Consider the following 22,672-nt stretch of genomic DNA (forward strand, 5'->3'; position numbering starts at 1 on the left):
CCCGCTACTTCATCTCAGGAAACAGCGGGCGGTAAAGCACTTAAAGTTCAGGCGACTTTGAGCTTGCCTTCGCGTGCCTCAAGCCCCTGTCTTACCAGCGGCAGGACATAACGACCGTAATCGATGGCATCGTTGTAATTGTCGTAACCGCGAATCGAGATCAAATCCGCGCCCAGATCGACATAGTCGAGAATGGAATCGGCGATGGTTTGTGGCGAACCAACCAGTGCGGTGGACGCGCCGCTGGCGTTGGTGGCTTTGACTGTCGGATACCAGAGCGCACGGTCGTGCACATCACCGCGTGAAGCAATCTCCAACAGGCGCTGCGATCCAACATTGGCGGGTGCCGGTGCGGCAACCGGAACCCTGCTCAGTCCCTTTTCGCGGTTGCTGTTAAGGGCTTCCAGCACGCGGTGCGCCTTTGCCCATGCAAGCTCATCGGTTTCCGCAACGATCGGACGGAACGTCACCCAGATGCGTGGGCGGTCGGTCCGTCCGGCGCGTTTGGCTTCCGCATGGATACGGTCGATCTGCTCTTTGGTTTCCTTGAGCGGCTCGCCCCAGAGGCCAAAAATATCAGCAAGTGAACCACCAATGCGATAGGCCGCATCGGACGATCCGCCAACCGACACGGGGATCGTGCCATTTGTCGGGCGCACGGCATTGCGGAACTGTTTGAACTGGTAGTGAGCACCATCAAAATCGAAGGCGTCGTTATTGCTCCATGCGCGGCGAAGAATATGGATATATTCCTCCAGTCGCTCATAACGTTGCTCTTTGCTCAGGAAGTCGCCTTCACGCGCCTGCTCTTCATCGCTACCGCCGGCGATAAAGTGCACCACAACACGCCCGCCACTCAGCTGATCGAGTGTTGCCAGCGCCTTTGCCGCCACTGTCGGGTAAATCGTGTTAGGGCGCAGGGCGATGATGATCTTGATGTTTTTGGTATGGGCCGCAATGGTCGCGCCAATCGTGAAGGGATCATGAGACGATGATCCATAGGGAACCAGCGTATAATTGAAGCCATAATCGTCCAGCGAACGGGCGTAGCGCACCAGAAAAGCCGGATCAATCGACGGATCTGGGATCGGGTTGATCTCTGTCGAAGGGTTGGTGAAAGTTACGCTGATGAATTCCGTCGTCATGCCCGGTCCTCGCGGCTGGTGTTCGAAGAATGACGCAACCGTAGGGCCAGCCAACCCGCTAAGAAAGACAGGTCGTTCTTTGTCTATCAATATTATAGAAATAATATTCCAACTTGATTTGCTGTTGTGACGGGTTTGCAGGCCACGCCACGCCGCAAGACGTACGCCTAAGTCTCCGCATACCTCATGTCGTGAGCGAGATAGGCGGAACCTGGGTCGCGACCATTCAGACCAGAAGATTGTCCGTCTGCGTAACTTGGCTGACTGCCGGGTCGTTGATCGAATAGGCGTGTATGTAGTCGATCTTCATTTCCGAACCGTTCGGCAAACCGTTGGCAGGTGTGCCAGCTATTCCACCAATCGCCAGATTGACGAGCATATACATCGGGTCATGCATATCCGCCGGGGTATCGACCTGCGCCACCGCCACGTCATCGAAATACCAGGTGATATGGTCTTCCTCCCACAACAGGCCGTATTTGTGAAAGCCTTCCGTGCTGGCGACGCTGATATTGTTGATGGTTGATGTCTGCTGGCCTGTGGCGTTGGAATGGGCAGACAGAATGAGAGTGTTGGGGTTCTGGCCGCGCATTTCGATCACGTCCAGTTCCGGTGGCCACTTCCCATCGGTTGGCAGCAGCCAGAAAGCGGGCCACGCGCCCTGTTCATTCGGCATATCCGCACGGATTTCGAAATAACCGTAGGTTTGCGAAAAGGACGGATGGGTGGTCAACATGCCGGAGGTGTAGTCATACCCTTTTACCGCGTCTGAAATTGCGTCCGGGGTAGGCGCGGCCCTGATGGTCAGCACGCCGTTCTGCACCGAAAACGGGTTGACGGATGAGGTCGGCTGATAGGCAGGGTTGATGTACCATTGCTTTTCAGAGTTGGTGTGAAGGCTGCCGCCTTCATTTCCGGCCCACCAGAATTTCGGTTCCCACACGCCGGTCTGCCCATCGCTGAGAGACAGCGTGTTGAACTCGTCCGCGAAGGTTGCGGTGAGGTTGGAGCGGTCGAGGCTCAGTTTAAACTGGTCGGCGCTCACGTCACTGGCCGTTGTGTTCGCCAGCACGACGCTTTCGCCATTGTCAAAATTAAGCCAGAGGTCGGCACCCTTTTGCGTTGACGCACTGAGAAGGTGATCGAACGACGTCACGCCGTAACCATCCAGTCGGATTGTGTCGTCGGCTCCAAAATCGGTGATGAGGTCCGTGCCGTTTCCCTTGGCAAATACGAAGGTGTCCGCGCCGCCGCCGCCCATCAGCACGTCATTTCCAGCACCGCCATCGATGGTCTGTTTGCCGGACGCACCGCTGATGATGTTGTCGAGCGTGTTGCCAAAGGCGTACCGCCCGTCACCCGTGACGGTCAGGTTCTCGAAATTCTGCGGCAGAGTGTAGCTCATCCAGGTGTTGATCGTATCTGTGCCTTGGCCGGGTGCTTCCACTGCCCGGTTTATGGTCGAATACAGATAATAGATATCGTCGCCCGCGCCGCCGTGCATGGTGACATTGACACTGCTGTCGCCCCAAATGGAATCGTTTTTGGCGGTGCCATAAAGATCGGGGCCGGACCCTGTGGCCGAGAGCCAACTTGTCGACGTGTCGCTATAATAAAGCGGCTTGCCAAGAGCATTCATGATCGATCGCGCCATCGAAATATCTCCTGTTGAACGGTCTCCCAGAATTCCTCCATTTTTGATTGTATCATTGATGAATCAATGATTTGTGGCCGAAATGCGATAAAATGGCCGTTGAACCCTGTGAAAAGTTACGGGTATACGGGACTGTTTGGATTGGCCAACTGTGAGAGTGTAGCGAGAAAACGAAAAAATTGTTTAAAAACAATACAATAGGCCGAGGATATCTGAGGTTTAGCCATTGTCACTGCATTGTTTAGGGCAGCCGCAGCAGTGGCATGGGCTACAAATGATGCCAGCGCCATGACGGGCCGCAATCAGAGTGATCTGTATCGTCCAATGAGCTAAACGCTGTAGTCACTATAAAATACATCTTTAAAGTGTGTATTGATTATGCCGGGCAGGTTCCATCCCAGTGCTGTGGGTCTGAGATGACCACGATCAGACCGTGGGCGTTGATCAGGCGTTGTGTCACTTAACCAGCGTTACGCTGGCAGTGCGATTGCCAATTCAGCAATGTCGCCCCACGTTGCTGTCAGCTCGGTATGGCCGACAATCTGGATGAGGCCGCAAAGGCTGCCAGTGGTCACGACCTGCCCACGCTTCAAACCGCCCAGATGGTCGATTGGGGCGTTGGCATAGGCAAGGAATGGCGCGACAGGGTCGCTTTGCGGATGCTGGGGAACAGCGGCAAACAGCACGTCGTCGCCACTTTCCAGAACCAGCGCGGGAAGTGTGGCGTCCTGTACTGTCAAACGCTCGACGAACGATGTGTCGATTTCCGGTCCTAGAACGAAAGAGTGGTTGCCCAGCCGGTCTGCCAGAAACAGCGGCAGAGGAGCCTTGTTTTCCTCCACCAACCGGTAGCTGATGAGTTCTGCACCGAGATGGACGGATTGGACGTGCGAAAGCACATCTTCGCGGGAATAGGTTTTGCCCTGTGCCGGAGCGGGAATATCGTTTGCGAGAACAAAGCAAATCTCGATCTCTATTCCCACCGCGCCGGGCTTGGGTATGTCGAATGCGGTATCGCCGCTGGTGTCGTAAAGATCGAGAATAGGGGCGGCGATAGCGCGGCCCGTATTGATCGCCACTTTCCAGCCGTCGATGTCCTTGCCGATAGCCGCAGCAGCAATGGCCTGCGCCGCCATGCCGGTTTCGATCGTCTCTGGCACGAGGCCGCTGCTTTCAAGCTTCGCGACGCTCAGGGATGACTGCTGATTTTCAGCCTCGGCGAGAATAGCACCAAGTCTTATGTTCGCTTCCGTCATCGTCGTCATGCGAAACCCTCCCGCAACGTCAATTCATGACGATTTCATTACAGTCATTTACGGTACTGGCAAGTGAAGTGACTGTTAAGCAGGTGGAAATACATCGTCTTCAACATATATATTGCGTTCATTAATCGTTGCTTATGTATCATCTGGCTTCGGTCCCGCATAACGTGCGCGTGGGCGGATCAGCTTTTTCTCCTGAAATTGCTCAAGCGCGTGAGCAATCCACCCCACCGTTCTGCCGATGGCAAAGAGCGCGAGTCCGGCACCTTGCGGAAGCCCGAGTTCACGACGAATGGACGCGAGCGCGACATCGATTGTCGGCAGCTTTCCCGTGGTCTCGGCCATCGTTTCTATGAGCGATTGGCGCTTTGCGTTGGGCGGCAACAGGGGAAGCAGGGCTGCGGCGCGCGGGTCGCCATCCGGGTATAGCGGATGCTCAAAGCCCGGCAGGCTGTCTCCGCGGCGCAGCCGTCTTTCCACCACCTCTGCGGCATTGTTGGCATCGTCGATTTCATCAAACAGGATTTCGACAAGGCTTGTCATGCCGCCGTGCAAGGGGCCGCTGAGTGCTGACAGTCCTGCATTAAGACAAGCTCCCAGCGAAGCGCCGGTTGAAGCCACAACGCGTGTGGCAAAAGCAGAGGCATTCAGCTCATGATCGGCCACAAGTACGAGCGTGCGGCGGATGATATCGGCGCCGGTTTCAGCAAGATCCCAGGCCTTTGCCAAGTGAATGTGCGCCGGCAAGGCGCTTGGTTGACTACCGCTCGCCGCTGCCGTGACTGCGCGCAGAAGTGCAGCTGCGCTTGGCCATAACTTCCTGTTGTCGCGTTGCCACGCGGTCATCCTGCCTGCATCCACAAACGGAAGTAACGCCTGACAGCGTTCCGTCAGCGGCAAATCTTTCGTAAGGTCGAGAAGTGTAGCGTCCCATGGACGCGGTGCCCCGACAGCGAATGGATCGTTATCGCCACATGCCCAGAGCAGCCGGGCCACCTCCTCGAGTGTTGCTGTTGACGCAAGCTTCGCCGCATCCTGCCCGCGATAAAACAGACGACCGCTCTCAATCAGCGTGATGTCTGAGGATAGCACCGGCAAACCCCAGTCCAGCGTCGTTGCCGCCACGTCACGCGGTTTTCTGCCCACGGACTTGTTCTTCTTCAAACCGTCAATGTCATGGCTGCTGTAAAGCCGCCGCCGCGGATCGTCCGGGCCATCCGTCGTGCGCACGAGGCCACGGCTGACATAGGCGTAAAGCGTTGCGCGGCTGACACCGAGGATTTGTGATGCGGCTTGCGCATCGATGAACGGTTCGTGCTTGCTCATTTTCTCGACATTGATTGATTGAATCAAGATTGATTATATTGATTCAAGCATCATTCTTATGGAAGTCAACCCGTGAGGAATGCCATGACCACTCAATCGAAAATCCAATCGCCAACACTCGTTCCAGAACCTGCCTCTGCCGGTCTGGAGAATGTCGTTGCTGCCGAAACCATTCTCAGCCATGTCGATGGTGCTGCGGGACGCCTGATCGTGCGTGGTTACGATTTGGATCAGCTTGCAAACTGGAGTTTTGAGGCCGTTCTCGCCTTGCTTTGGCGTGGATTGGCCGATGGACCCAGTGATGAGGCCGACATTCGGGCTGCACTTGGGCAGGCACGGACCCGTGCGTTCTCATCGGTCGAAAAGCTATTGCCGACGACAGATAATCTGTCGCAAATCGAGGCTTTGCGGCTGCTGTTGTCGTCTCTCGCAGATGCCGAGCCGGAAGCTCATCATGTGCTGGCCGTTGCCGCCGTGCCAGTTTTCGCAGCCGCCATTGCCCGTATGAGCGCAGGGTTTTCACCTGTTGCCCCAGACGCCACGTTGAGCCAAGCCGCTGATTTCCTCTATATGCTGCATGGAACGCCAGCCGCACCTGAAAAAGTCAAGGCGCTGGACACCTATCTGGTGACAGTGGCCGATCATGGGCTGAACGCGTCCACCTTCACGGCGCGGGTCATTGCTTCCACAAAAGCTGGCATGTTCTCATCCGTCATCGGTGCGCTTTGCGCATTGAAAGGCCCGCTCCACGGTGGTGCGCCCGGTCCGGTGCTGGATATGCTGGATGCTATCGGTGAAGACAGCCGTATTAACCCTTGGCTGGTTGATGCGCTGGCGCGGGGTGAGCGCTTGATGGGCTTCGGCCATCGGATTTATAGGGTGCGCGATCCGCGTGCTGATGTGTTGAAACAAGCGGTTGGCACTCTTCGTGACAGTGGAGGCCGTATCGGTTTTGCCGAGGCTGTCGAGCTGGAAGCATTGGCTTTGCTGGCGGAAAAGAAGCCGCTGCGCCCGCTGCAAACCAACGTGGAATTTTACACGGCACTGGTTCTGGAAGCCGTCGGTTTCCCGCGTGAAAGCTTTACCAACGTCTTTGCCGCCGGGCGCATGGCCGGTTGGACGGCGCATGTTCTGGAGCAGGAGCATGTCGGAAAGCTCATCCGCCCGCAGTCTCGTTATATCGGGCCAATGCCGGACGCGAAATGACGACAGTGGAGACAACAATGATCCGATCAGGCGCTGCGTTTGCTGGCCTGATCGGTTACGTTCCTGTTCATCCAGTCCGCTCCAGCCCTTATCCCGCCCAGCGGAAAAACGTGTAACTGCTCGATCAGTGTGTTGGGGTTTTGTGCCTTGTGATGTCCGAGGGCGGAAACAAACTCCGTTGGTTCGTAAGGCGTGAGCAGGCGGGTGACGTCCAATGCCCGTTTTTGCAGAACTTTGAGTGAAGGCCCCACGCCACAGGAAATCGCAAATTTGATCAATGTTTGAAGCTTGGCCGGCCCCGCAATACCGACATGAATGGGCAATGTGACACCGGCGTTCTGAATACGGTCGGCCCAGTCCGTTACGGCCCGCGCATCGAAGCCGAATTGCGTCACGATTGCCATCTGGGCATCTGTTCTGGTGGAGAAATCCGTCTTCCATTTCAGGGCGGCATCAACCTGATGGGTCGAACCATCCTTGTCGATATCCTTGTTTCCCTCGGGATGCCCCGCAACATGCAGGCGCTTGAAGCCATATTTGTCGAAAAGCCCCGTTTCGATGAGCTGGACGGAGCTGTGGACGCTCCCAGCAGGCCGTGTCTCGCCACCGCCAAGTAACAGCGCTTCGGTAACGCCAGCTTCATCGCTGTAGCGTTTTATCCAGTTTTCCAGTGTTGCCACGTCCGGAATACTGCGGGCTGGAAAATGCGGCATGGCGGTGAAGCCTTCATCGCTTATGCGTTTTGCCGTTGCGATCATGTCTTCAATCGGCGTTCCCGCGATATGCGCGATATAAACCCGCGTTCCGACCGGCAAAATCGCTTTGAAATCATCTACTTTAGCGGCTGTTCGCGGCATGACCTCAATCGACCAGGCATTAAAAGGGCCGGTGCCGTCCGCGCGGCTTTGAACCGCCTTTTGCTTCCATCGATCTATGAAAGTCAGCAAGGCCATCGGAAATTCCTCTTTGTAATTCGGCACGTACTCATAGGAGCATATGCCATCTGGAATGATTTCAGGTTGAAGCGGGAATAGCCGATTGTTTGACGATCGCGTGAATACATAGGGTGTTTTCGGATTTGCTGATATTTCGTGTGCGGCAAAACATATCTGTGATGCGATGGCTTCGTAAATGGGCGCAAATGCGGGAGTGGTATGAGAAAAAGTGAAGCATCGTGCTGCATGTCTGAGAACGGGTTGCTGGACCGTCTGCTTGCGTGGCGCGGTGAGTGGAGTATTTCGATGTAGATTCAAGATACGCTGATCAGACGGCTCCCATTTGATCAGCAGCGGTTGCCTTCATCGTGCGGCGCATCTGGGCAATGCGATAGATGAAAACAAAAAATCAAACTTTTTCTTTAGATTTTATTTGCCATGCCTCGGAATGGTTGTGCCAAACAGTAATTTTTGTTTTCCTTTTAAAGCAAGGATTAAGACACGCCCCCGTAAGGTCCTGCAACTTCGGGGAAAAGGTTTTAGGCCAAAATGGTCGCATATTTGAACAAAGCTGAGCGGGAGGCTGGCGATTCACAGACGGGCCATTCGCGGCTTGTGTGGTATCACTCACTTTTTTGGAAAATCAACGCGTTCCTCGTGTCCAGCGTGGTCCTTGCCTATGTTGTCGGCGCGACAATCGGCTGGGTCATGGTGGAGCGGGATTCGCTTGAGCAATGGCGCCGTCAGGCTGAAATGAATGCGCAGGTTACCAGTTCTGCAATCCGCTCCATATATACGTTCATCGCTATTGATAGCGCTGATGATGGCCAGATTACCAAGATCATCAGCGAACGGCCACTGGGTGACGATGCCTCCATACTCGACACCGGTTTCAACCCGGCTGACGTGCTGGGTCTTGCTGCCGCCCAGACGAAGAATAATATCTGGCTTTTTCAAAAGGGTGCCGGCGACCTGCCATTCGTGAGTTCGGCCGAGGCATTCGGCGGAAATAACGGCACTGGCCTATCGCTTCCTGATGAAACCGATCCCGCCCATTTCTTTGTCGGGTTTGCCGAAATCGGCGATATCAGGCATTTCATTGCTTATGTCCCGGTGATCACGCCGAAAGGCGTGCTTCACGGTGCACTCGTGTCCACGATAGGCGAAGCTACCGCCTTGCTGGAAACGCAGAACCAGCTTTTACGCGGTTCATTCTTCCTGCTTTTGACGATTCTGGTTCTGACCGGCACGATCGTGACGCTCATCATGCGACAGGTTTTTAAACCTGTGCCTTCCCTCGTCAGCGCGCTGACGCGGATAGCGCGAGACGACACGCGATCCGTCACGCCGTTTCAAAACCGCCACGATGAAATAGGCCGTTTCGCGGTTGCGATCGAAGTATTGCGGGAGGCCGTTGTGGAGCGTGAGCATTTGCGGCAAGTCCGCGATGTCGCAAAACAGATGGAGCATCTCGCCCATCACGATACGCTGACCGGGCTTCCCAACCGCGCCTTCTTCGACCGCAAACTCGAAGAAATGATTACCAGGGTGGAGCGGGACGGGCACCGTTTCAACATCCTGTTGCTGGACCTCGACCGTTTCAAATCCATCAATGATGGTTTGGGACATGCGAGCGGTGATGCGCTGCTTGCCTCTTTTGCAGAACGGTTGCTTTTGCTGATGAAGCAGGGTGACGTTGCCGCTCGTCTGGGCGGCGACGAGTTCGCAATTCTGCAAGTCGTGCACAAGGACGCTTTAGTGGAAGCCAGCAAGCTGTCTTCGGCAATTATTCAGTCCGTGGCGCGGCCTTTCGTTCTCTTGGGTAAAGAAGTGTCCGTCGGCACCAGCATAGGCATTTGTACGGAAGCCCTTCGCGGCAGCGATGTATCGGAGTTGCTCAAAAAGGCGGATATCGCGCTCTACGCCTCAAAATCAGAGGGGCGAGGGACGTTCCGGTTCTTTAAACAGGGCATGGAAATGTCCGGCGAACGCGGCCATGTCATGCAATATGACCTGGACTCGGCGTTACGCAATCGAGAGTTCGAGCTGCATTATCAGCCGATATTCTCCGTTTCAAAATCAGAGCCTGTTGGTTTCGAAGCCCTTTTGAGATGGCGGCACCCGAAGCTTGGTTGGGTTTCTCCTGCGGATTTTATTCCTGTCGCCGAGAAAACAGGCCAGATCGTCGCGATTGGCGATTGGGTGTTGAACAAGGCTTGCGCCGATGCCGCAGACCTTCCGTCCGATACGTTCCTGGCGGTCAACGTGTCACCTGTCCAGCTTCAGCAACGCGATCTGGCAAAAAAGGTGAGGGCCGCTCTTAACGCCAGTCGCCTTCCGGCACACCGTCTGGAGCTGGAACTCACCGAAAGTATGCATATTTCCGCATCTGAATGTCGTGACGTTCTTGAATCGATTAGGGCTTTGGGCGTCAACATCGCGCTGGACGACTTTGGAACGGGGTATTCCGGGGTCAGTTATCTGCTGACATTGCCTGTTACCAAAATCAAAATCGACCGCAGTTTTGTGATGGACCTGGAGGAACGCGCCGAAAGCCGCGCTGTCGTCAACTCTCTTCTCCAGCTTGCTAACACACTGGGGCTTGAGACCACCGCAGAAGGCATCGAAACTCAAGCGCAACTCGAGTTTATCAGCGCGTCAGGCTGTGGACTGGCACAGGGATATCACCTCGGACGTCCCGCAAACATCGATGATATTTACCGCATGTATCAAGATCTACCCTCGAAAGGTTTCATCGCCAGGAGCGTAACGTAATGCGATATCTCCAGTTTTCATGCATACAGAAAAAGCTTTTGAAAGCGCTTTTTTACGGAGTTGTTTCAACCGCCTGCATTGCTCAGATGGTTGGTGGTTCAGCTTCGGTGGCACATGCCAATGACAGTAACACTCTGGAAAAAATCAGCCGCACGAAAACGATATCGATCGGTTATCGCGAAGACGAAGTTCCGTTCGCTTACAGGACGCCCGACGGCAAGGTGCTGGGATACACAATCGAACTTTGCAACTATATTGCCGATTATGTTCGCAACCAGCTCAAGCTGGAAAAGATCAACATCGACTATGTTGTCGCAACGACCGCGACCCGATTTGTGCTGGTGAAAACGGGCAAAATCGATCTTGAATGCAGCGCCACCACCAACAATGCCGAGCGTCGTGAACAGGTTGCGTTCTCCTATCCGCACTTCATTACGGCCACACGCTTTGCAGCAAAAAAAGCAAGCAATTTGAATGAGATCGAGGATCTTGCCGGACGCACGGTGGTGTCCACGACCGGTACCGTCAACATAGGGCAGTTGCAGAACCTCAATCGCGCCAAGAATCTCAATATTTCCGTCATGTTGGCAAAACAGAACTCCGAAGGGTTCAGTTTCGTTGAGAGCAACAAGGCGTCTGCTTTCGTGATGGACGGCGTTTTGCTGGCAGCACAGATTGCGTTTTCCAAGTCTCCGGGTGACTACATGATTTCATCTGAAACCTTTGGCCCGCCCGAGCCATATGGAATTTTGATGCGCAAGGGGGATGAGGGTTTCAACAAGGTCGTGAACGAAGGGCTGCGAAAACTGTTTGTCAGCAGCGAAATCAACCGAATCTACAACAAGTGGTTCATGTCGCCTTTGCCGCCCGACGGTCGCAATTTCAACCTTCCCATGTCTCTAGAACTGGAAGCAGCATTTCGCGAGCCGACGGAGTATCTGCAATGAAGCACAGCCTGTGTAAAGTCTCAGCCGCTGCTTTTCAGGCTTTGCTAATCCTTTGTCTTTCCGCTCCCATCGCCGCCGCTTCAAACTTTGAGATGCCAACGCTCGAACGGATTGTCAAAACGGGTAAAATCCGCATTGGATATGGCGCAACGGCTCCATTTTCGTTTACAGCGCCGGATGGGCAGATCGTCGGTTATTCCATCGATTTATGTCGGCGGGTGACGGAGAAACTGCGGGAGCGACTGAATATACCGACAATCGAAATCGAGTTCGTGCCGCGCACACCCAGCAATCGCATTCAACTGCTCAACGAGGGCAACATCGATATTGAATGTAACAGTAGCACCAACACTGCGGAGCGCCGCAAGAGCGCCAATTTCGCGCTCAGCCACTTTTATGGAGCCACCCGTTATGTGTCTCTTGCCAAAAATGGGCTTCAAACAGTGGCGGACCTGAAAGGCCGGTCTGTCAGTGTGGCTTTGGGAACGGTCAATGTCAGCGACATCACCGAAATCAATCGCACCCAAAAGCTCAGCATATCCGTCGTCCCGGTGGACGGCTTGCAGTCGGCTTTTGACATGGTGAAGGATGCACGCGTTTCAGCGTTCGCGATGGATGAAGTGTTGTTGAGCATGATGATCGCTCAATCGAAAAATCCGAGTGAATATAGCCTTTCGAAAGAGAAGGTCACGGAGGCTCAGCCCTATGGTTTCATGATGCGGCTGAACGACACCGAGTTTGCCACAGCTGTCAACGACGCTCTTCGAGAGATTTACAAAAGCCCAGAGGGTGCAGAAATCTACGCGCGGTGGTTTGAAAGCCAGATTCCGGAAATTGGTGTCAGCCTTCACATGCCCATGAGCGACATGTTGAAAAACGCCTTCGCAAATCCGGCTTCCATACAATGAGGGTCTGGACGACGAGGGTTTACACCCTCTCCAGCGCAATTGCGATGCCTTGACCGACGCCAATGCACATGGTGGCGAGAGCCTTGCTCTTGCCGGTCAATGAAAGTTCAAGTGCGGCAGTGCCGGCGATACGCGCTCCGCTCATGCCCAGCGGATGACCGAGCGAAATTGCGCCGCCATTGATGTTGGCGCGTGGATCGTCATCGGCAATGCCAAGCTGGCGCAGCGTTGCCAGCCCTTGCGAGGCGAAAGCTTCGTTGAGTTCGATCACATCGAGTGCGTCCTGCTTCAAGCCCAATCGAGCCAGAAGCTTTTGAGACGCCGGTGCAGGGCCGATGCCCATGATGCGCGGCGGAACGCCAGCCGTCGCACCACCCAGAATGCGGGCAAGCGGTGTCAGGCCGTATTTCCTCACCGCTGCCGCAGAAGCGATCATCAAAGCCGCCGCGCCATCGTTGACGCCGGAGGCATTGCCCGCAGTCACGGTCGCGCCATCCATGCGGTTGATGGGTTTCAGTTTCGCCAGCGCTTCCAGGCTGGTCTCACGCGGGTGTTCGTCTTTTGAGACGACGAGTGGATCACCTTTGCGTTGCGCAATGGAAACGGGCGTTATCTCTTTTGCCAATCGTCCATTTGCCTGCGCTGCCGACGCCTTTTGCTGGCTGCGCACCGCAAAAGCGTCCTGATCCTCGCGGGAAACTTCGTAATCTATAGCGACATTGTCGCCTGTTTCCGGCATGGAATCCACGCCATAGAGCGATTTCATCGCAGGGTTGACGAAGCGCCAGCCAATGGTGGTGTCGTAGATTTCGGCGTTACGAGAGAAAGCCGCATCCGCCTTTGGCATCACGAAGGGCGCGCGGCTCATGCTTTCCACGCCGCCAGCAATCATCAGTTCCGCCTCACCGGATTTGATGGCGCGGGCGGCGGTGATGACCGCATCCATGCCCGAGCCGCAAAGACGGTTGATGGTTGTGCCCGTGACCGACACTGGCAGGCCTGCCAGTAGCAGGGACATACGCGCCACGTTGCGGTTGTCTTCCCCCGCCTGATTGGCGCAGCCGAAAATCACGTCGTCGACGGCTTCCCAGTCCACCGACCTGTTGCGCTCCAAAAGCGCCTTGAGCGGAACGGCTCCCAAGTCATCGGCGCGCACCGAAGACAGCGCACCGCCAAAACGGCCAATGGGTGTGCGGATATAATCGCAAATATAGGCTTCAGTCATCTGTCAAAGCTCCGGCGCAATAAGATCGGTAACAGGACCGTCTGTGTGTAGCGTGGCACCCGTCATGGCTTGCAAATCGTCAAAGCTCATTCCCGGTACTTTTTCGCGCAAAACGAAATGTCCATCCACCACGTCCACCACCGCATGGCTGGTATAGATGCGGGTGATGCAGCCAACGCCTGTCAGCGGAAAAGCGCATTTTTCAACAAGTTTGGGCTCGCCCTTTTTCGTCACATGTTCGGTGATGACAAAAACCTGTTTTGCGCCGTGCACAAGGTCCATTGCCCCGCCCACGGCAGGAACGCCCTTGGAGCCGACGCGCCAATTGGCGAGATCGCCATTCTGCGCCACCTGATAAGCACCAAGAATCGCTACATCCAGATGCCCGCCACGCACCATGGCAAAACTGTCCGCATGGTGAAAGAAAGCGGCACCTGGCTTCAGCGTAACTGCTTTTTTGCCCGCATTGATCAGATCCCAGTCTTCCTCGCCCTCCGGCGGCGCTTCACCGAAGTTCAGGACACCGTTTTCCGTGTGGAAAATAGCCTCACGACCCGGGGGCTGATAACGCGCCACCATTTCCGGAAAGCCGATGCCGAGATTGACATAGGCACCATCGGCAATGTCCTGCGCGGCACGCCATGCGATCTGGGCGTTGGACAGTTTGAGGTCTTCAAACGTGTTGAGCGGATGTGTGTCAGTAGTCATGCGTAGGCCACTCCTGCGCGAATGAGGTCTTCTTCCTGTTGCGGATTGGAAATCTGGACAACGCCGTTCACGAAGATGCCGGGGGTAACGACCTGCTCCGGGTCTATGTCGCCCGCCTCAACGAGCTTGGAAACCTGCGCGATTGTCGTCGTCGCCGCCATGCACATCAGTGGATTGAAGTTGCGGCCAGCCTTGCTGTAGGTCAGGTTGCCATGCGTATCGCCGAGATGTGCCTTGACGATGGCGAAGTCCGCTTTCAGCCAGCGTTCCTGTACGTAATGGCGACCATCGAATTCCGCGATCGGCTTGCCCTCTGCCAGTTCCGTGCCATAGGCGGTCGGTGTGTAGAACGCCGGAATACCGGCGCCGCCGGCGCGGATGCGCTCCGCCAGCGTGCCTTGCGGCACGAGTTCCAGCTCAATTTCGCCGGCCAGATATTTGTCGGTGAAAGCACGTGGATCGGATGAACGCGGGAAGGAGCAGATCATTTTCCGCACCATGCCCGCATCGATCATCGCTGCGATACCAATACGCCCGTTTCCGGCGTTATTGTTGATCACGGTGAGGTTCTTGGGGCCTTTGTCGATCAGCGCATGGATCAATTCAATCGGTGCGCCAGAGCCGCCGAAACCACCAATCATCACCGTCGCGCCGTCGCCGATGGCGGAAACCGCCTCAGCGGCGCTTTTGATCGTTTTGTCCATACACTGCCTCCTTAGCGGTCCACGATGTGCCGTTGCCGCAGACGGGAGGTAAATCCGAAACGGGCTCGACTGCAACCATTTTGTGCGATATATAACTTTTGTTCGTATATCGCACAAAATGGATGAGCTTGATGGTCGCCAACGAAAGAGATTTGATGAGTGGTCTCGCCAAGGGTTTGAAGGTTATCGAGGCCTTCAGCGCCGAGCATCCACGTCTTTCCATTTCGCAAGCGGCCGAGATTGCCGGTCTGGATCGCGCGACGACAAGGCGTTGCCTGTTGACCTTGGCCGAGCTGGGATATGCTGCTTATGATGGAAAGTTTTTCACCGTAACGCCGAAGGTTTTGCGCCTGGGAACCGGGTGTCTCGCCACCATGCCCCTGCCGCGCATCGTCCAGCCGCTGCTGGATGACCTGTCTGAAAAGATCGGCCAAAGCACGTCTGTGTCCATTCTGGATGAAACGGAAATCGTCTATGTCGCCCGCGCCGCGCAACGGCGCGTCATGTCCATCGCATTGATGCCTGGCTCGCGCCTGCCAGCTTATTGTACGTCCATGGGGCGGGTTCTGCTGGCGGCGCTGGATATGGCCAGCAGGGAGAGGATTTTGGGCCTATCTCATCTCGAAGCGCGGACGGGTCGCACCATTACGGACATCGAAATGCTGATGGTGGAACTGGATGCGACGAAGGCTCGCGGCTATGCGTTGATTGATCAGGAAGTGGAGGTCGGGTTGCGCTCCATTGCCGTGTCGCTCAAAAACGTCCGTGGGCAAACGGTGGCGGCGTTGAATGTGGGCCTGCCTGCCACAGCGGCGTCTATGGATGAACTGGTGGAGCGCTATCTGCCACCATTGCTCAGCGTTCAATCCGAGCTGGCTCGGATGCTGGTCTGATATCTTGCCGTTTCGCGGATCGTTTGCATGAGGAGGGAGAGCGGCAAGGACGGCTGAGTGTCAGCCCGCATCGTCAATCCTACCGGGCCGCTGGTATCGGCAGTTTCGAGAGGCAGCGTGGCAAGCGTTCCGTCTGCGATATCCGCAGCGACCACGCCTTCGGAAATGATCCAGATCGCGTCGCTTATTCTCAGAAAAGCGCGGCCAAAGGCATCTGATACTGTTTCAATCTGTGTTGGCAGCGGCGTGACGCCGTGCGCCAGCAGAAATTGATCGACCACCGGGCCAATGACAGAGTTGCGCGTTGGCGTTAAAACAGGAAATTCGTGAAGCCGCTCAAAAACAGCCGCGTTTTCCTTGAGGAGAGGATGACCGGCCCGCACGACAAAACGCACCCGCTCCGAATAAAGATGCTCGAAAGAAAAGCCGATCATCTTTTCAGGCGCGGCAAGACGCCCCACAACAAGGTCGAGATCTCCCACGCGCAATTGCTCCAGCAAAACAGCGTTTTCTCCGGTCACGATCTTCACCGTGCTGCCGGTATCTTCCTTAAGGAAACTTAGCATGACTTGCGGCATGATGCTGACAGAGACCGTCGGCAAAGCTCCGATTCTAACCGGAATGCCGCTTTTCGCCGCATCCTGCGAAACCGAATCCACGGCCTGCCGCAAGGCCGTCATCGTCGCACCAGCGTGTTTCAAAAAGATCTCGCCATACCGGCTGAGCTTGATGCCGCGACCGTCCCGTTCAAACAAGGAGACGCCCAGCACTTCTTCCAGCTCGCGGATGGTTTTCGTCACCGCTGGCTGGCTGACATGCAAAATCGCCGCTGCCCGCATGACGCTTTTCTGGCGGGCGATTTCTACGAAGGTTTGGAGGTGACGAAATTTTATGCGTGAATCGATCATAACTCATAATCTATGGGTTATGATTTTTGTCAATAAACTCATTTTACTTAACCATTTCGATCTTGCAATATCGTCCGTAGGAGGAATGTGAACATGCAATTTTTGCTGTCTGGCGCGCAGGCGATCCATTATCGCGCCGTTGGTCTGGAAGACGGGAAACCCGTCATCGTTTTCATCAACTCACTGGGCACTGATTTTCGCATATGGAATGCGGTCATGCAGGAGCTTGGCGACGACTATGCCTATGTCTTGCACGACAAGCGCGGGCACGGTTTATCCGATGCCGGAAACACACCTTATTCCATCGATGATCACGTTGATGATTTGGCCGACCTGCTGGATCACCTCGCCATAAAACAGGCAATTATCTGGGGGCTTTCTGTCGGTGGGTTGATTGCACAGGGGCTTTACGCACGCCGTCCTGATCTGGTCCGTGCACTCATCCTCAGCAATACGGCGCCCAAGATCGGCACCCCTGCTATGTGGAATGACCGCATTGGAAAAATCGAGCAGGATGGCATCGCGCCATTGGTCGATGGCGTGATGGAGCGCTGGTTTACCCCTGCATTTCGCCAGCCGAAGAATGCGACCTATCTCGGCGCACGCACCATGCTGACCCGTCAGGACGCATCAGGATATGCGGGGACGTGTGCCGCCATCCGCGATGCGGACTTTACCGAACTCGCACGAAAGATCGCTGTTCCTACGCTGTGTATCGCCGGGGATGGCGATGGTTCGACACCGCCTGATCTCGTGCGTTCGCTGGCTGCGCTTATACCCGATAGTCGCATGACCATCATTGAGCATTGCGGACATATTCCGTGTCTGGAGCAGCCGAAAGCCTATGCGCTGGCCGCCCGCACTTTCCTCAAATCCCTACCGGAGTTTTGACACATGGCTGATGCTGACAGGTTCGAAACCGGAATGAAGACCCGCCGTGAGGTACTGGGCAACGCCCATGTGGACCGCGCACAGGCAGCTTCCACGCCGTTTGATCAACCTTTCCAAAGACTGATAACGGAATCGGCATGGGGAAATGTCTGGTCCAGCCCGCAATGGACAAAGCGGGAGCGATCCATGGTGACGATTGCGTTGCTGGCAGCGCTTGGCCAAGATGAGGAAGTTGCCATGCATGTGCGCGCCACCGCCAATACGGGTGCGACGGAAGAGGACATTCGCGAAGCGCTGATGCATGTTGCGATTTATGCTGGTGTTCCCGCTGCCAATCATGCTTTCAAGATTGCGAAGAACACGCTCGCCGATATGCGGGCTGCATCTTTGCGGGAGGAGGAAAAGAAATGACGAATTCACCGCCGGAAACCGGACCATTTTTTGCCAGAGACCGCAGCATTCACCCTCCGGCTCTGACACCGGGATATAAGACTTCGATTCTACGCTCCCCTCAACGCGCCCTGATTTCGTTGGAAGGCACGAAAAGTGAGATTACCGGTCCGGTCTTTGGGCATGGTATGCTCAACCCGCTGGATAATGATCTCATCCTCAATTACGCCCGCCCCGGCGAAATGCCCATCGGTCCACGCATTTTGGTACATGGCCGTGTTCTGGATGAGCGCGGCAAGGGTGTTGACGGTGCTCTGGTGGAATTCTGGCAGGCCAATGCCGGTGGCCGTTATCTCCACAAAAAAGAGACATATCTTGCGCCCATCGATCCGAATTTCGGGGGCGTTGGCCGCACGATTACCGATGCGGATGGCTATTATTGGTTCAAGACCATCCAGCCCGGTGCCTATCCGTGGCCGAACGGTGTGAACGACTGGCGCCCCGCCCACATTCACTTCTCCGTCTTCGGTCACGGTTTTGCACAGCGCCTGATTACCCAGATGTATTTCGAAGGCGACCCGATGATCTGGCAATGTCCGATCGTCAAAACCATTCCGGACAAGGCGGCAATCGAGCGTCTTGTTGCAGCGCTGGACATGACCTCCGCAATCCCCATGGATATGCGCGCTTATAAATTCGACATCGTGCTGCGCGGACGCCGCTCCACCCTTTTTGAAAACCGGATGGAGGGTAACTGAGATGGTTCAGCCGCTTTATTACTTCAAGGAAAGCGCGTCGCAGACCGCCGGGCCATATGTTCACATCGGTTGCACGCCCAACTTCGTCGGCATTCACGGCATATTTGCCGAGGATCTTGGTTCCTCGGCACTTTATAATGACAACGCAAAAGGCGAACGCATCAGCATCCGCGGCACGGTTTATGATGGCGGCGGCAATGCGTTGAAGGACGCCCTTGTCGAAATCTGGCAGGCGGACGCGGAGGGGCTTTATAATAGTCCCAGCGAGACGCGTGGCACGGCGGATCAAGGTTTTTCGGGCTGGGGCCGTTCTCCGGGCGATATGGACACCGGCGAATTCCTGTTTGAAACCATCAAGCCCGGAAAGGTGCCTTTCAAGGATGGGCGCTGGATGGCCCCGCATATAACCTTCTGGATCGTGGCGCGTGGCATCAATATTGGTCTGCATACACGCATGTATTTCCCGGAAGAGGGAGATGCGAACGCTGCCGATCCGGTTTTGGCCCGCGTCGAGCATAAGTCACGTCTGGCAACGCTGATTGCGAAAAAGGAAGAAGGCAGTACATATCGTTTCGATATTCACCTTCAAGGTGATCGAGAAACGGTTTTCTTCGACATTTGAGATGTAAAATGAGCTTTTCCCCTTTTGAACACCCTTTCCTCAGCGGTCTTTTCGGTGACGCGGAAATCGCGGCGCTGTTTTCCGCAGAAGCGGACGTCGAGGCCATGTTGCGCTTTGAATGCGCTCTTGCTCAAGCGCAAGCCGCGACAGGGGTAATTTCAGAAGCGGATGCCGCACGCATCGTAAAGGGTATAGCAGCCGCTTCGATCGACTACGCCGCCTTGCGAGACGGCGTTGCAAAAGACGGCGTGGTCATCCCCGAATTGGTGCGGCAGTTGCGTGCAGCCGTGGGCGGGGATGCAGCGGCAAAGGTGCATTTTGGCGCAACAAGTCAGGACGTTATCGATACGAGCCTGATGCTGCGCCTGAAAGCCGCTGTTTTTATTATCGGTACGCGTTTGTCTTCCTGCATTTCAGGTTTGGAAAATCTTACCAAACGTGATGGGCTGAAAGCCTTGATGGGCTACACGCGGATGCAGGCCGCCATTCCCATGACCGTTGCTGATAGGGTGGCCAGTTGGCAACAGCCACTTTGCCGCCATGAAACGCGCCTGCATGTTTTGCTGGAACGCGGTTTTGCCCTTCAGTTCGGCGGTGCGGCAGGCACATTGGAAAAATTTGACGACAAGGCATCAGCCGTTCGCACTGAACTGGCAAAGCGACTTGATCTTACCGATACGACACAATGGCACAGCCAGCGAGACGGCATCGTTGAGTTTGGCAATCTGTTGTCTCTCGTCACCGGGTCGCTCGGCAAGTTCGGGCAGGATATCGCTTTGCTTGCCGAGGTCGGCGGGGAAATTCGCCTTTCCGGTGGTGGCGGCTCGTCCGCCATGCCGCACAAACAAAATCCGGTGGTGGCGGAAACGCTGGTGGCACTCGCACGCTTCAATGCCGTGCAGGTTTCGGCCCTGCATCAATCCATGGTGCATGAGCAGGAACGTTCAGGTGCAGCATGGATGCTGGAATGGCTGGTTCTGCCGCAAATGGTTGCTGCAACCGGCAGCGCGCTTATGTCTGCCGAGCGGTTGACCAAACAGATTGAAGCACTCGGCAACTGACCTTTCTCCAAAAAATCTGATCTGAATTTTTCAGGAACCATTGTGCAAGGGACACGTTCACTTTGCAGGAGAGCCGCTGTGTCAAACGGACATGATGGTGCCGAAGAACATCAGGATTTTTCCGTTTTCCCCTGATGGCCAACGAAACGGCAGTCGAGCTTCTCACCCATCCAGTGCTCTCCGTCCATTGTCCAAGAGGAGCTAAACCATGGAAAAGACCGAAACGCGAAAGCTTGCGGAAGAATACATGCTCCTTGGCGGAACACGTCAGGTGATGATTGACGACAACAAGACCTTTGTTCGTCAGTACGATCACGAACCGGCGGAGGCAGAGCGCTTTTGGGCAGAGAAAGTCGGCATTCTTGATGAAAAAGTTCGAAATGATGTCGAGTTCTTTTTGCCCTCGGTTAATTCGGATGAAGCGTCCTGAGTTTTCAAACAATTTGCAAACGATCAATAGAAGGAGAAAGCCATGACGGCTATCAATTCTGCAAAAATCGTCATTCTCGCGACGGATGGTTACGAGCGCTCCGAGTTGCGCGTGCCCTATGAAGAGCTGAAGCGTAAGGGTGCGGATGTCAAAATCGCGTCCATCAAGGACGGCCAGATCAAAAGCTGGGACGGCGCAGATTGGGGAGACAGCATCGACGTCGATCTTTCGGCGAAGGCTGTAAAGGTCGAGGATTTCGACGCTCTTGTTCTTCCCGGCGGCCAGATCAACCCGGATAAGCTGAGAGCAGACGAAGGCGCAATGCGCGTCGTGCGCGACTTCGTTGAATCCGGCAAGGTCGTTGCCGCCATCTGCCATGCGCCTTGGCTCCTTATCGAAGCCGATGCCGTGAAGGGTTTGCAGGTTACATCTTACGGCTCAATCAAGACCGACGTAAAAAACGCAGGCGGCATCTGGAAAGATGAGAAGGTCGTTGTCGATAAGGGCATCATCACGTCCCGCTCCCCAGATGATCTGGATGCCTTTGTGGGCAAGATTGTCGAAGAAATTGAAGAAGGCCGCCACGAGCGACGCGCAGCCTGATCCATAAAACCAGGGAGCCGCCAATCAAATGGCGGCTCTTTTTTCGTGCAGTCCCTTTGGCCATCCATTTTTCAGCGCGCGAAAGAGTGTCCATGACAGAGCAGCAACTGACCCAATCTCGTGATTTGAGGGAATCACAGCCGCTGTGGCTGGATAGCCCGCGCATATCGGTGCGAACGCGCAATAGCCCTTCAATGTCCCATTTCGATGTGATTATCGTCGGTGCTGGTATCAGCGCCGCGCTAACGGCACATGCCTTGGCACGACCGGGCCAATCCATGTTGATTGTCGACCGCCGCGAGCCGGTGAGGGGCAGCAGCATCGCAAGCACTGCGATGATTCAGCACGAAATCGATATTCCGCTGCACAAATTGCAAAAAATGATTGGCAAGGAGAAGGCTGCGCGTGCCTGGCAGCGCTCTGCAAGGGCGGTTCTTCGCTTGGAGGAAATCACCCGCTCCCTCGATATTTCCTGTTCCATGCGGCGCAAAAAGACATTGTATCTGGCAGGCGACGAACTCGGCATTCGGGCAATGAAAAACGAGGTGGCACAGCGAGAAAAAGCGGGCATCACTGCGGAGTTTTTGTCTTCTGAGGTTTTGGAAGAGACATATGGCCTGATGCGTGAAGGCGCGATCTTGAGCGACATATCCGCGTCTGCCAATCCTGGGCAGTTGACGGCGGGCCTCCTGCGCGATGTCGTGAAACGCGGTGCTGAAATCGTTTCCGGCGTTGAGATCACTGACCTCAGAAACTTTGGCTCAGACGTTGTCCTTGCGACATCGGATGGCAAGCTATTAAGCGCATCGCATGTTGTGTTCTGCACGGGCTATGAGTTTTTAAAGAGCCTTGCCAACAAAAACCATCAGATCATTTCCACATGGGCACTGGCCAGCCGCCCGCAGACATCTTTGCCGTCTTGGCTTAAAGATCACATCGTCTGGGAGGCATCAGACCCTTATCTCTATCTACGCACGGATAATCATGGCCGCGTTATCGCCGGTGGCGAAGATGAGGATGATCCGGAGGCTTTCCAGTCTGAAACCAAACTGAAGGCCAAAACGGATACGATCCGGGTGAAACTATCAAAGTTGTTGGGCAAGGATATCGGTGCGCCTGAATATCGCTGGGCCGCTGCTTTTGGAACCACAACAACCGGCCTTCCATTGATCGGCCCCGTGCAAGGCATGGACAATGTCTATGCGGTGATGGGTTTCGGCGGAAACGGCATTACGTTCAGTCAGATTGCAGCAGAGATTATCTCAGCAGCGGTCAACGGTGGACAAGACCCGGATGCGGAGCTTTTTGCCTTTGCCTGAAT

Annotated in this window: 22 protein-coding genes; 13 read left to right on the forward strand and 9 right to left on the reverse strand. The window is 55.3% G+C overall.

From position 1 onward, the window contains the following. Positions 1–47: 47 nt before the first annotated feature. The 4 genes from RMR16_RS22275 to RMR16_RS22290 all read right to left on the reverse strand — a co-directional run bounded on the left by RMR16_RS22275 (position 48) and on the right by RMR16_RS22290 (position 5,387). Entirely contained in the window at positions 48–1,145 is a 1,098-nt protein-coding gene (locus RMR16_RS22275; RefSeq protein WP_320197793.1) for an LLM class flavin-dependent oxidoreductase, read from the reverse strand. A 226-nt stretch (positions 1,146–1,371) separates the two neighbouring features. Beyond that, positions 1,372–2,799, reverse strand: a complete 1,428-nt coding sequence (locus RMR16_RS22280; protein WP_320197794.1) for a family 16 glycosylhydrolase — start codon at positions 2,797–2,799, stop codon at positions 1,372–1,374. Positions 2,800–3,269: 470 nt separating this feature from the next. Next, positions 3,270–4,064: a 2-keto-4-pentenoate hydratase gene (locus tag RMR16_RS22285; protein ID WP_320197795.1), complete on the reverse strand. Its 795-nt coding sequence runs from the start codon at positions 4,062–4,064 to the stop codon at positions 3,270–3,272. A 132-nt stretch (positions 4,065–4,196) separates the two neighbouring features. Then, positions 4,197–5,387 carry a citrate/2-methylcitrate synthase gene (locus tag RMR16_RS22290; protein ID WP_320197796.1) on the reverse strand — a complete coding sequence of 397 codons (1,191 nt, stop codon included), beginning with the start codon at positions 5,385–5,387 and terminating at the stop codon, positions 4,197–4,199. A gap of 84 nt (positions 5,388–5,471) precedes the next feature. On the opposite strand from RMR16_RS22290, the gene RMR16_RS22295 reads away from it, so the two are divergent. Next, positions 5,472–6,593: a citrate synthase/methylcitrate synthase gene (locus RMR16_RS22295; RefSeq protein ID WP_320197797.1), complete on the forward strand. Its 1,122-nt coding sequence runs from the start codon at positions 5,472–5,474 to the stop codon at positions 6,591–6,593. A 26-nt stretch (positions 6,594–6,619) separates the two neighbouring features. Here the strand turns inward: RMR16_RS22295 and RMR16_RS22300 are convergent, their stop codons facing one another. Continuing rightward, the gene (locus RMR16_RS22300; RefSeq protein ID WP_320197798.1) at positions 6,620–7,546 is read right to left on the reverse strand and encodes a methylenetetrahydrofolate reductase; all 927 of its coding nucleotides are present in this window, start codon (positions 7,544–7,546) and stop codon (positions 6,620–6,622) included. Positions 7,547–8,185: 639 nt separating this feature from the next. Between RMR16_RS22300 and RMR16_RS22305 the strand changes: the two genes are divergently transcribed. Genes RMR16_RS22305 through RMR16_RS22315 form a run of 3 tightly spaced genes read left to right on the forward strand, consistent with a single transcriptional unit; the run spans position 8,186 to position 12,158 of the window. After that, the gene (locus RMR16_RS22305; RefSeq protein ID WP_320197799.1) at positions 8,186–10,303 is read left to right on the forward strand and encodes an EAL domain-containing protein; all 2,118 of its coding nucleotides are present in this window, start codon (positions 8,186–8,188) and stop codon (positions 10,301–10,303) included. Between the two features lie 38 nt (positions 10,304–10,341). Beyond that, positions 10,342–11,250: an amino acid ABC transporter substrate-binding protein gene (locus RMR16_RS22310; protein ID WP_320197800.1), complete on the forward strand. Its 909-nt coding sequence runs from the start codon at positions 10,342–10,344 to the stop codon at positions 11,248–11,250. Then, complete coding sequence (locus tag RMR16_RS22315; protein ID WP_320197801.1) at positions 11,247–12,158, forward strand: amino acid ABC transporter substrate-binding protein; 912 nt, start codon at positions 11,247–11,249, stop codon at positions 12,156–12,158. The genes RMR16_RS22310 and RMR16_RS22315 overlap by 4 nt, the downstream gene beginning before the upstream one ends. 19 nt (positions 12,159–12,177) lie before the next feature. Here the strand turns inward: RMR16_RS22315 and pcaF are convergent, their stop codons facing one another. From pcaF to RMR16_RS22330, 3 genes are read right to left on the reverse strand one after another with little or no spacing between them, the layout of a single operon-like run. Next, positions 12,178–13,383: a 3-oxoadipyl-CoA thiolase gene (gene pcaF, locus RMR16_RS22320; RefSeq protein WP_320197802.1), complete on the reverse strand. Its 1,206-nt coding sequence runs from the start codon at positions 13,381–13,383 to the stop codon at positions 12,178–12,180. Positions 13,384–13,386: 3 nt separating this feature from the next. After that, positions 13,387–14,091, reverse strand: coding sequence for a CoA transferase subunit B (locus RMR16_RS22325; RefSeq protein ID WP_320197803.1), 705 nt, complete (start codon positions 14,089–14,091; stop codon positions 13,387–13,389). After that, positions 14,088–14,795 carry a 3-oxoacid CoA-transferase subunit A gene (locus RMR16_RS22330; protein ID WP_320197804.1) on the reverse strand — a complete coding sequence of 236 codons (708 nt, stop codon included), beginning with the start codon at positions 14,793–14,795 and terminating at the stop codon, positions 14,088–14,090. Before RMR16_RS22330 ends, RMR16_RS22325 begins: the two co-directional genes overlap by 4 nt. 131 nt (positions 14,796–14,926) lie before the next feature. Here RMR16_RS22330 and RMR16_RS22335 point away from each other — a divergent pair, with 131 nt between their 5' ends. After that, positions 14,927–15,688, forward strand: a complete 762-nt coding sequence (locus RMR16_RS22335; protein ID WP_320197805.1) for an IclR family transcriptional regulator — start codon at positions 14,927–14,929, stop codon at positions 15,686–15,688. Here the strand turns inward: RMR16_RS22335 and pcaQ are convergent. Beyond that, a complete protein-coding gene (gene pcaQ, locus RMR16_RS22340; protein WP_320197806.1) occupies positions 15,658–16,596 on the reverse strand; it encodes a pca operon transcription factor PcaQ in 939 nt (312 codons plus the stop codon). The genes RMR16_RS22335 and pcaQ overlap by 31 nt on opposite strands. A gap of 93 nt (positions 16,597–16,689) precedes the next feature. Between pcaQ and pcaD the strand changes: the two genes are divergently transcribed. The 8 genes from pcaD (at position 16,690) to RMR16_RS22380 (ending at position 22,670) form a co-directional block, all read left to right on the forward strand. Further along, on the forward strand, positions 16,690–17,487 hold the full coding sequence (gene pcaD, locus RMR16_RS22345; protein ID WP_320197807.1) for a 3-oxoadipate enol-lactonase: 798 nt from the start codon (positions 16,690–16,692) through the stop codon (positions 17,485–17,487). A 3-nt stretch (positions 17,488–17,490) separates the two neighbouring features. After that, on the forward strand, positions 17,491–17,898 hold the full coding sequence (pcaC, locus tag RMR16_RS22350; protein ID WP_320197808.1) for a 4-carboxymuconolactone decarboxylase: 408 nt from the start codon (positions 17,491–17,493) through the stop codon (positions 17,896–17,898). After that, positions 17,895–18,635: a protocatechuate 3,4-dioxygenase subunit beta gene (gene pcaH, locus RMR16_RS22355; protein WP_320197809.1), complete on the forward strand. Its 741-nt coding sequence runs from the start codon at positions 17,895–17,897 to the stop codon at positions 18,633–18,635. Before pcaC ends, pcaH begins: the two co-directional genes overlap by 4 nt. Position 18,636: 1 nt before the next feature. Then, positions 18,637–19,257, forward strand: a complete 621-nt coding sequence (gene pcaG, locus RMR16_RS22360; RefSeq protein WP_320197810.1) for a protocatechuate 3,4-dioxygenase subunit alpha — start codon at positions 18,637–18,639, stop codon at positions 19,255–19,257. 8 nt (positions 19,258–19,265) lie between these two features. Next, positions 19,266–20,318: a 3-carboxy-cis,cis-muconate cycloisomerase gene (locus RMR16_RS22365; RefSeq protein WP_320197811.1), complete on the forward strand. Its 1,053-nt coding sequence runs from the start codon at positions 19,266–19,268 to the stop codon at positions 20,316–20,318. 208 nt (positions 20,319–20,526) lie between these two features. Beyond that, complete coding sequence (locus RMR16_RS22370) at positions 20,527–20,748, forward strand: hypothetical protein (protein WP_320197812.1); 222 nt, start codon at positions 20,527–20,529, stop codon at positions 20,746–20,748. Positions 20,749–20,790: 42 nt separating this feature from the next. After that, entirely contained in the window at positions 20,791–21,351 is a 561-nt protein-coding gene (locus tag RMR16_RS22375; protein ID WP_320197813.1) for a type 1 glutamine amidotransferase domain-containing protein, read from the forward strand. A 92-nt stretch (positions 21,352–21,443) separates the two neighbouring features. Continuing rightward, positions 21,444–22,670, forward strand: a complete 1,227-nt coding sequence (locus RMR16_RS22380; RefSeq protein ID WP_320197814.1) for an NAD(P)/FAD-dependent oxidoreductase — start codon at positions 21,444–21,446, stop codon at positions 22,668–22,670. Positions 22,671–22,672 lie beyond the last annotated feature (2 nt).

Source organism: Agrobacterium sp. rho-13.3 (assembly GCF_033957765.2).
Taxonomy (GTDB): domain Bacteria; phylum Pseudomonadota; class Alphaproteobacteria; order Rhizobiales; family Rhizobiaceae; genus Agrobacterium.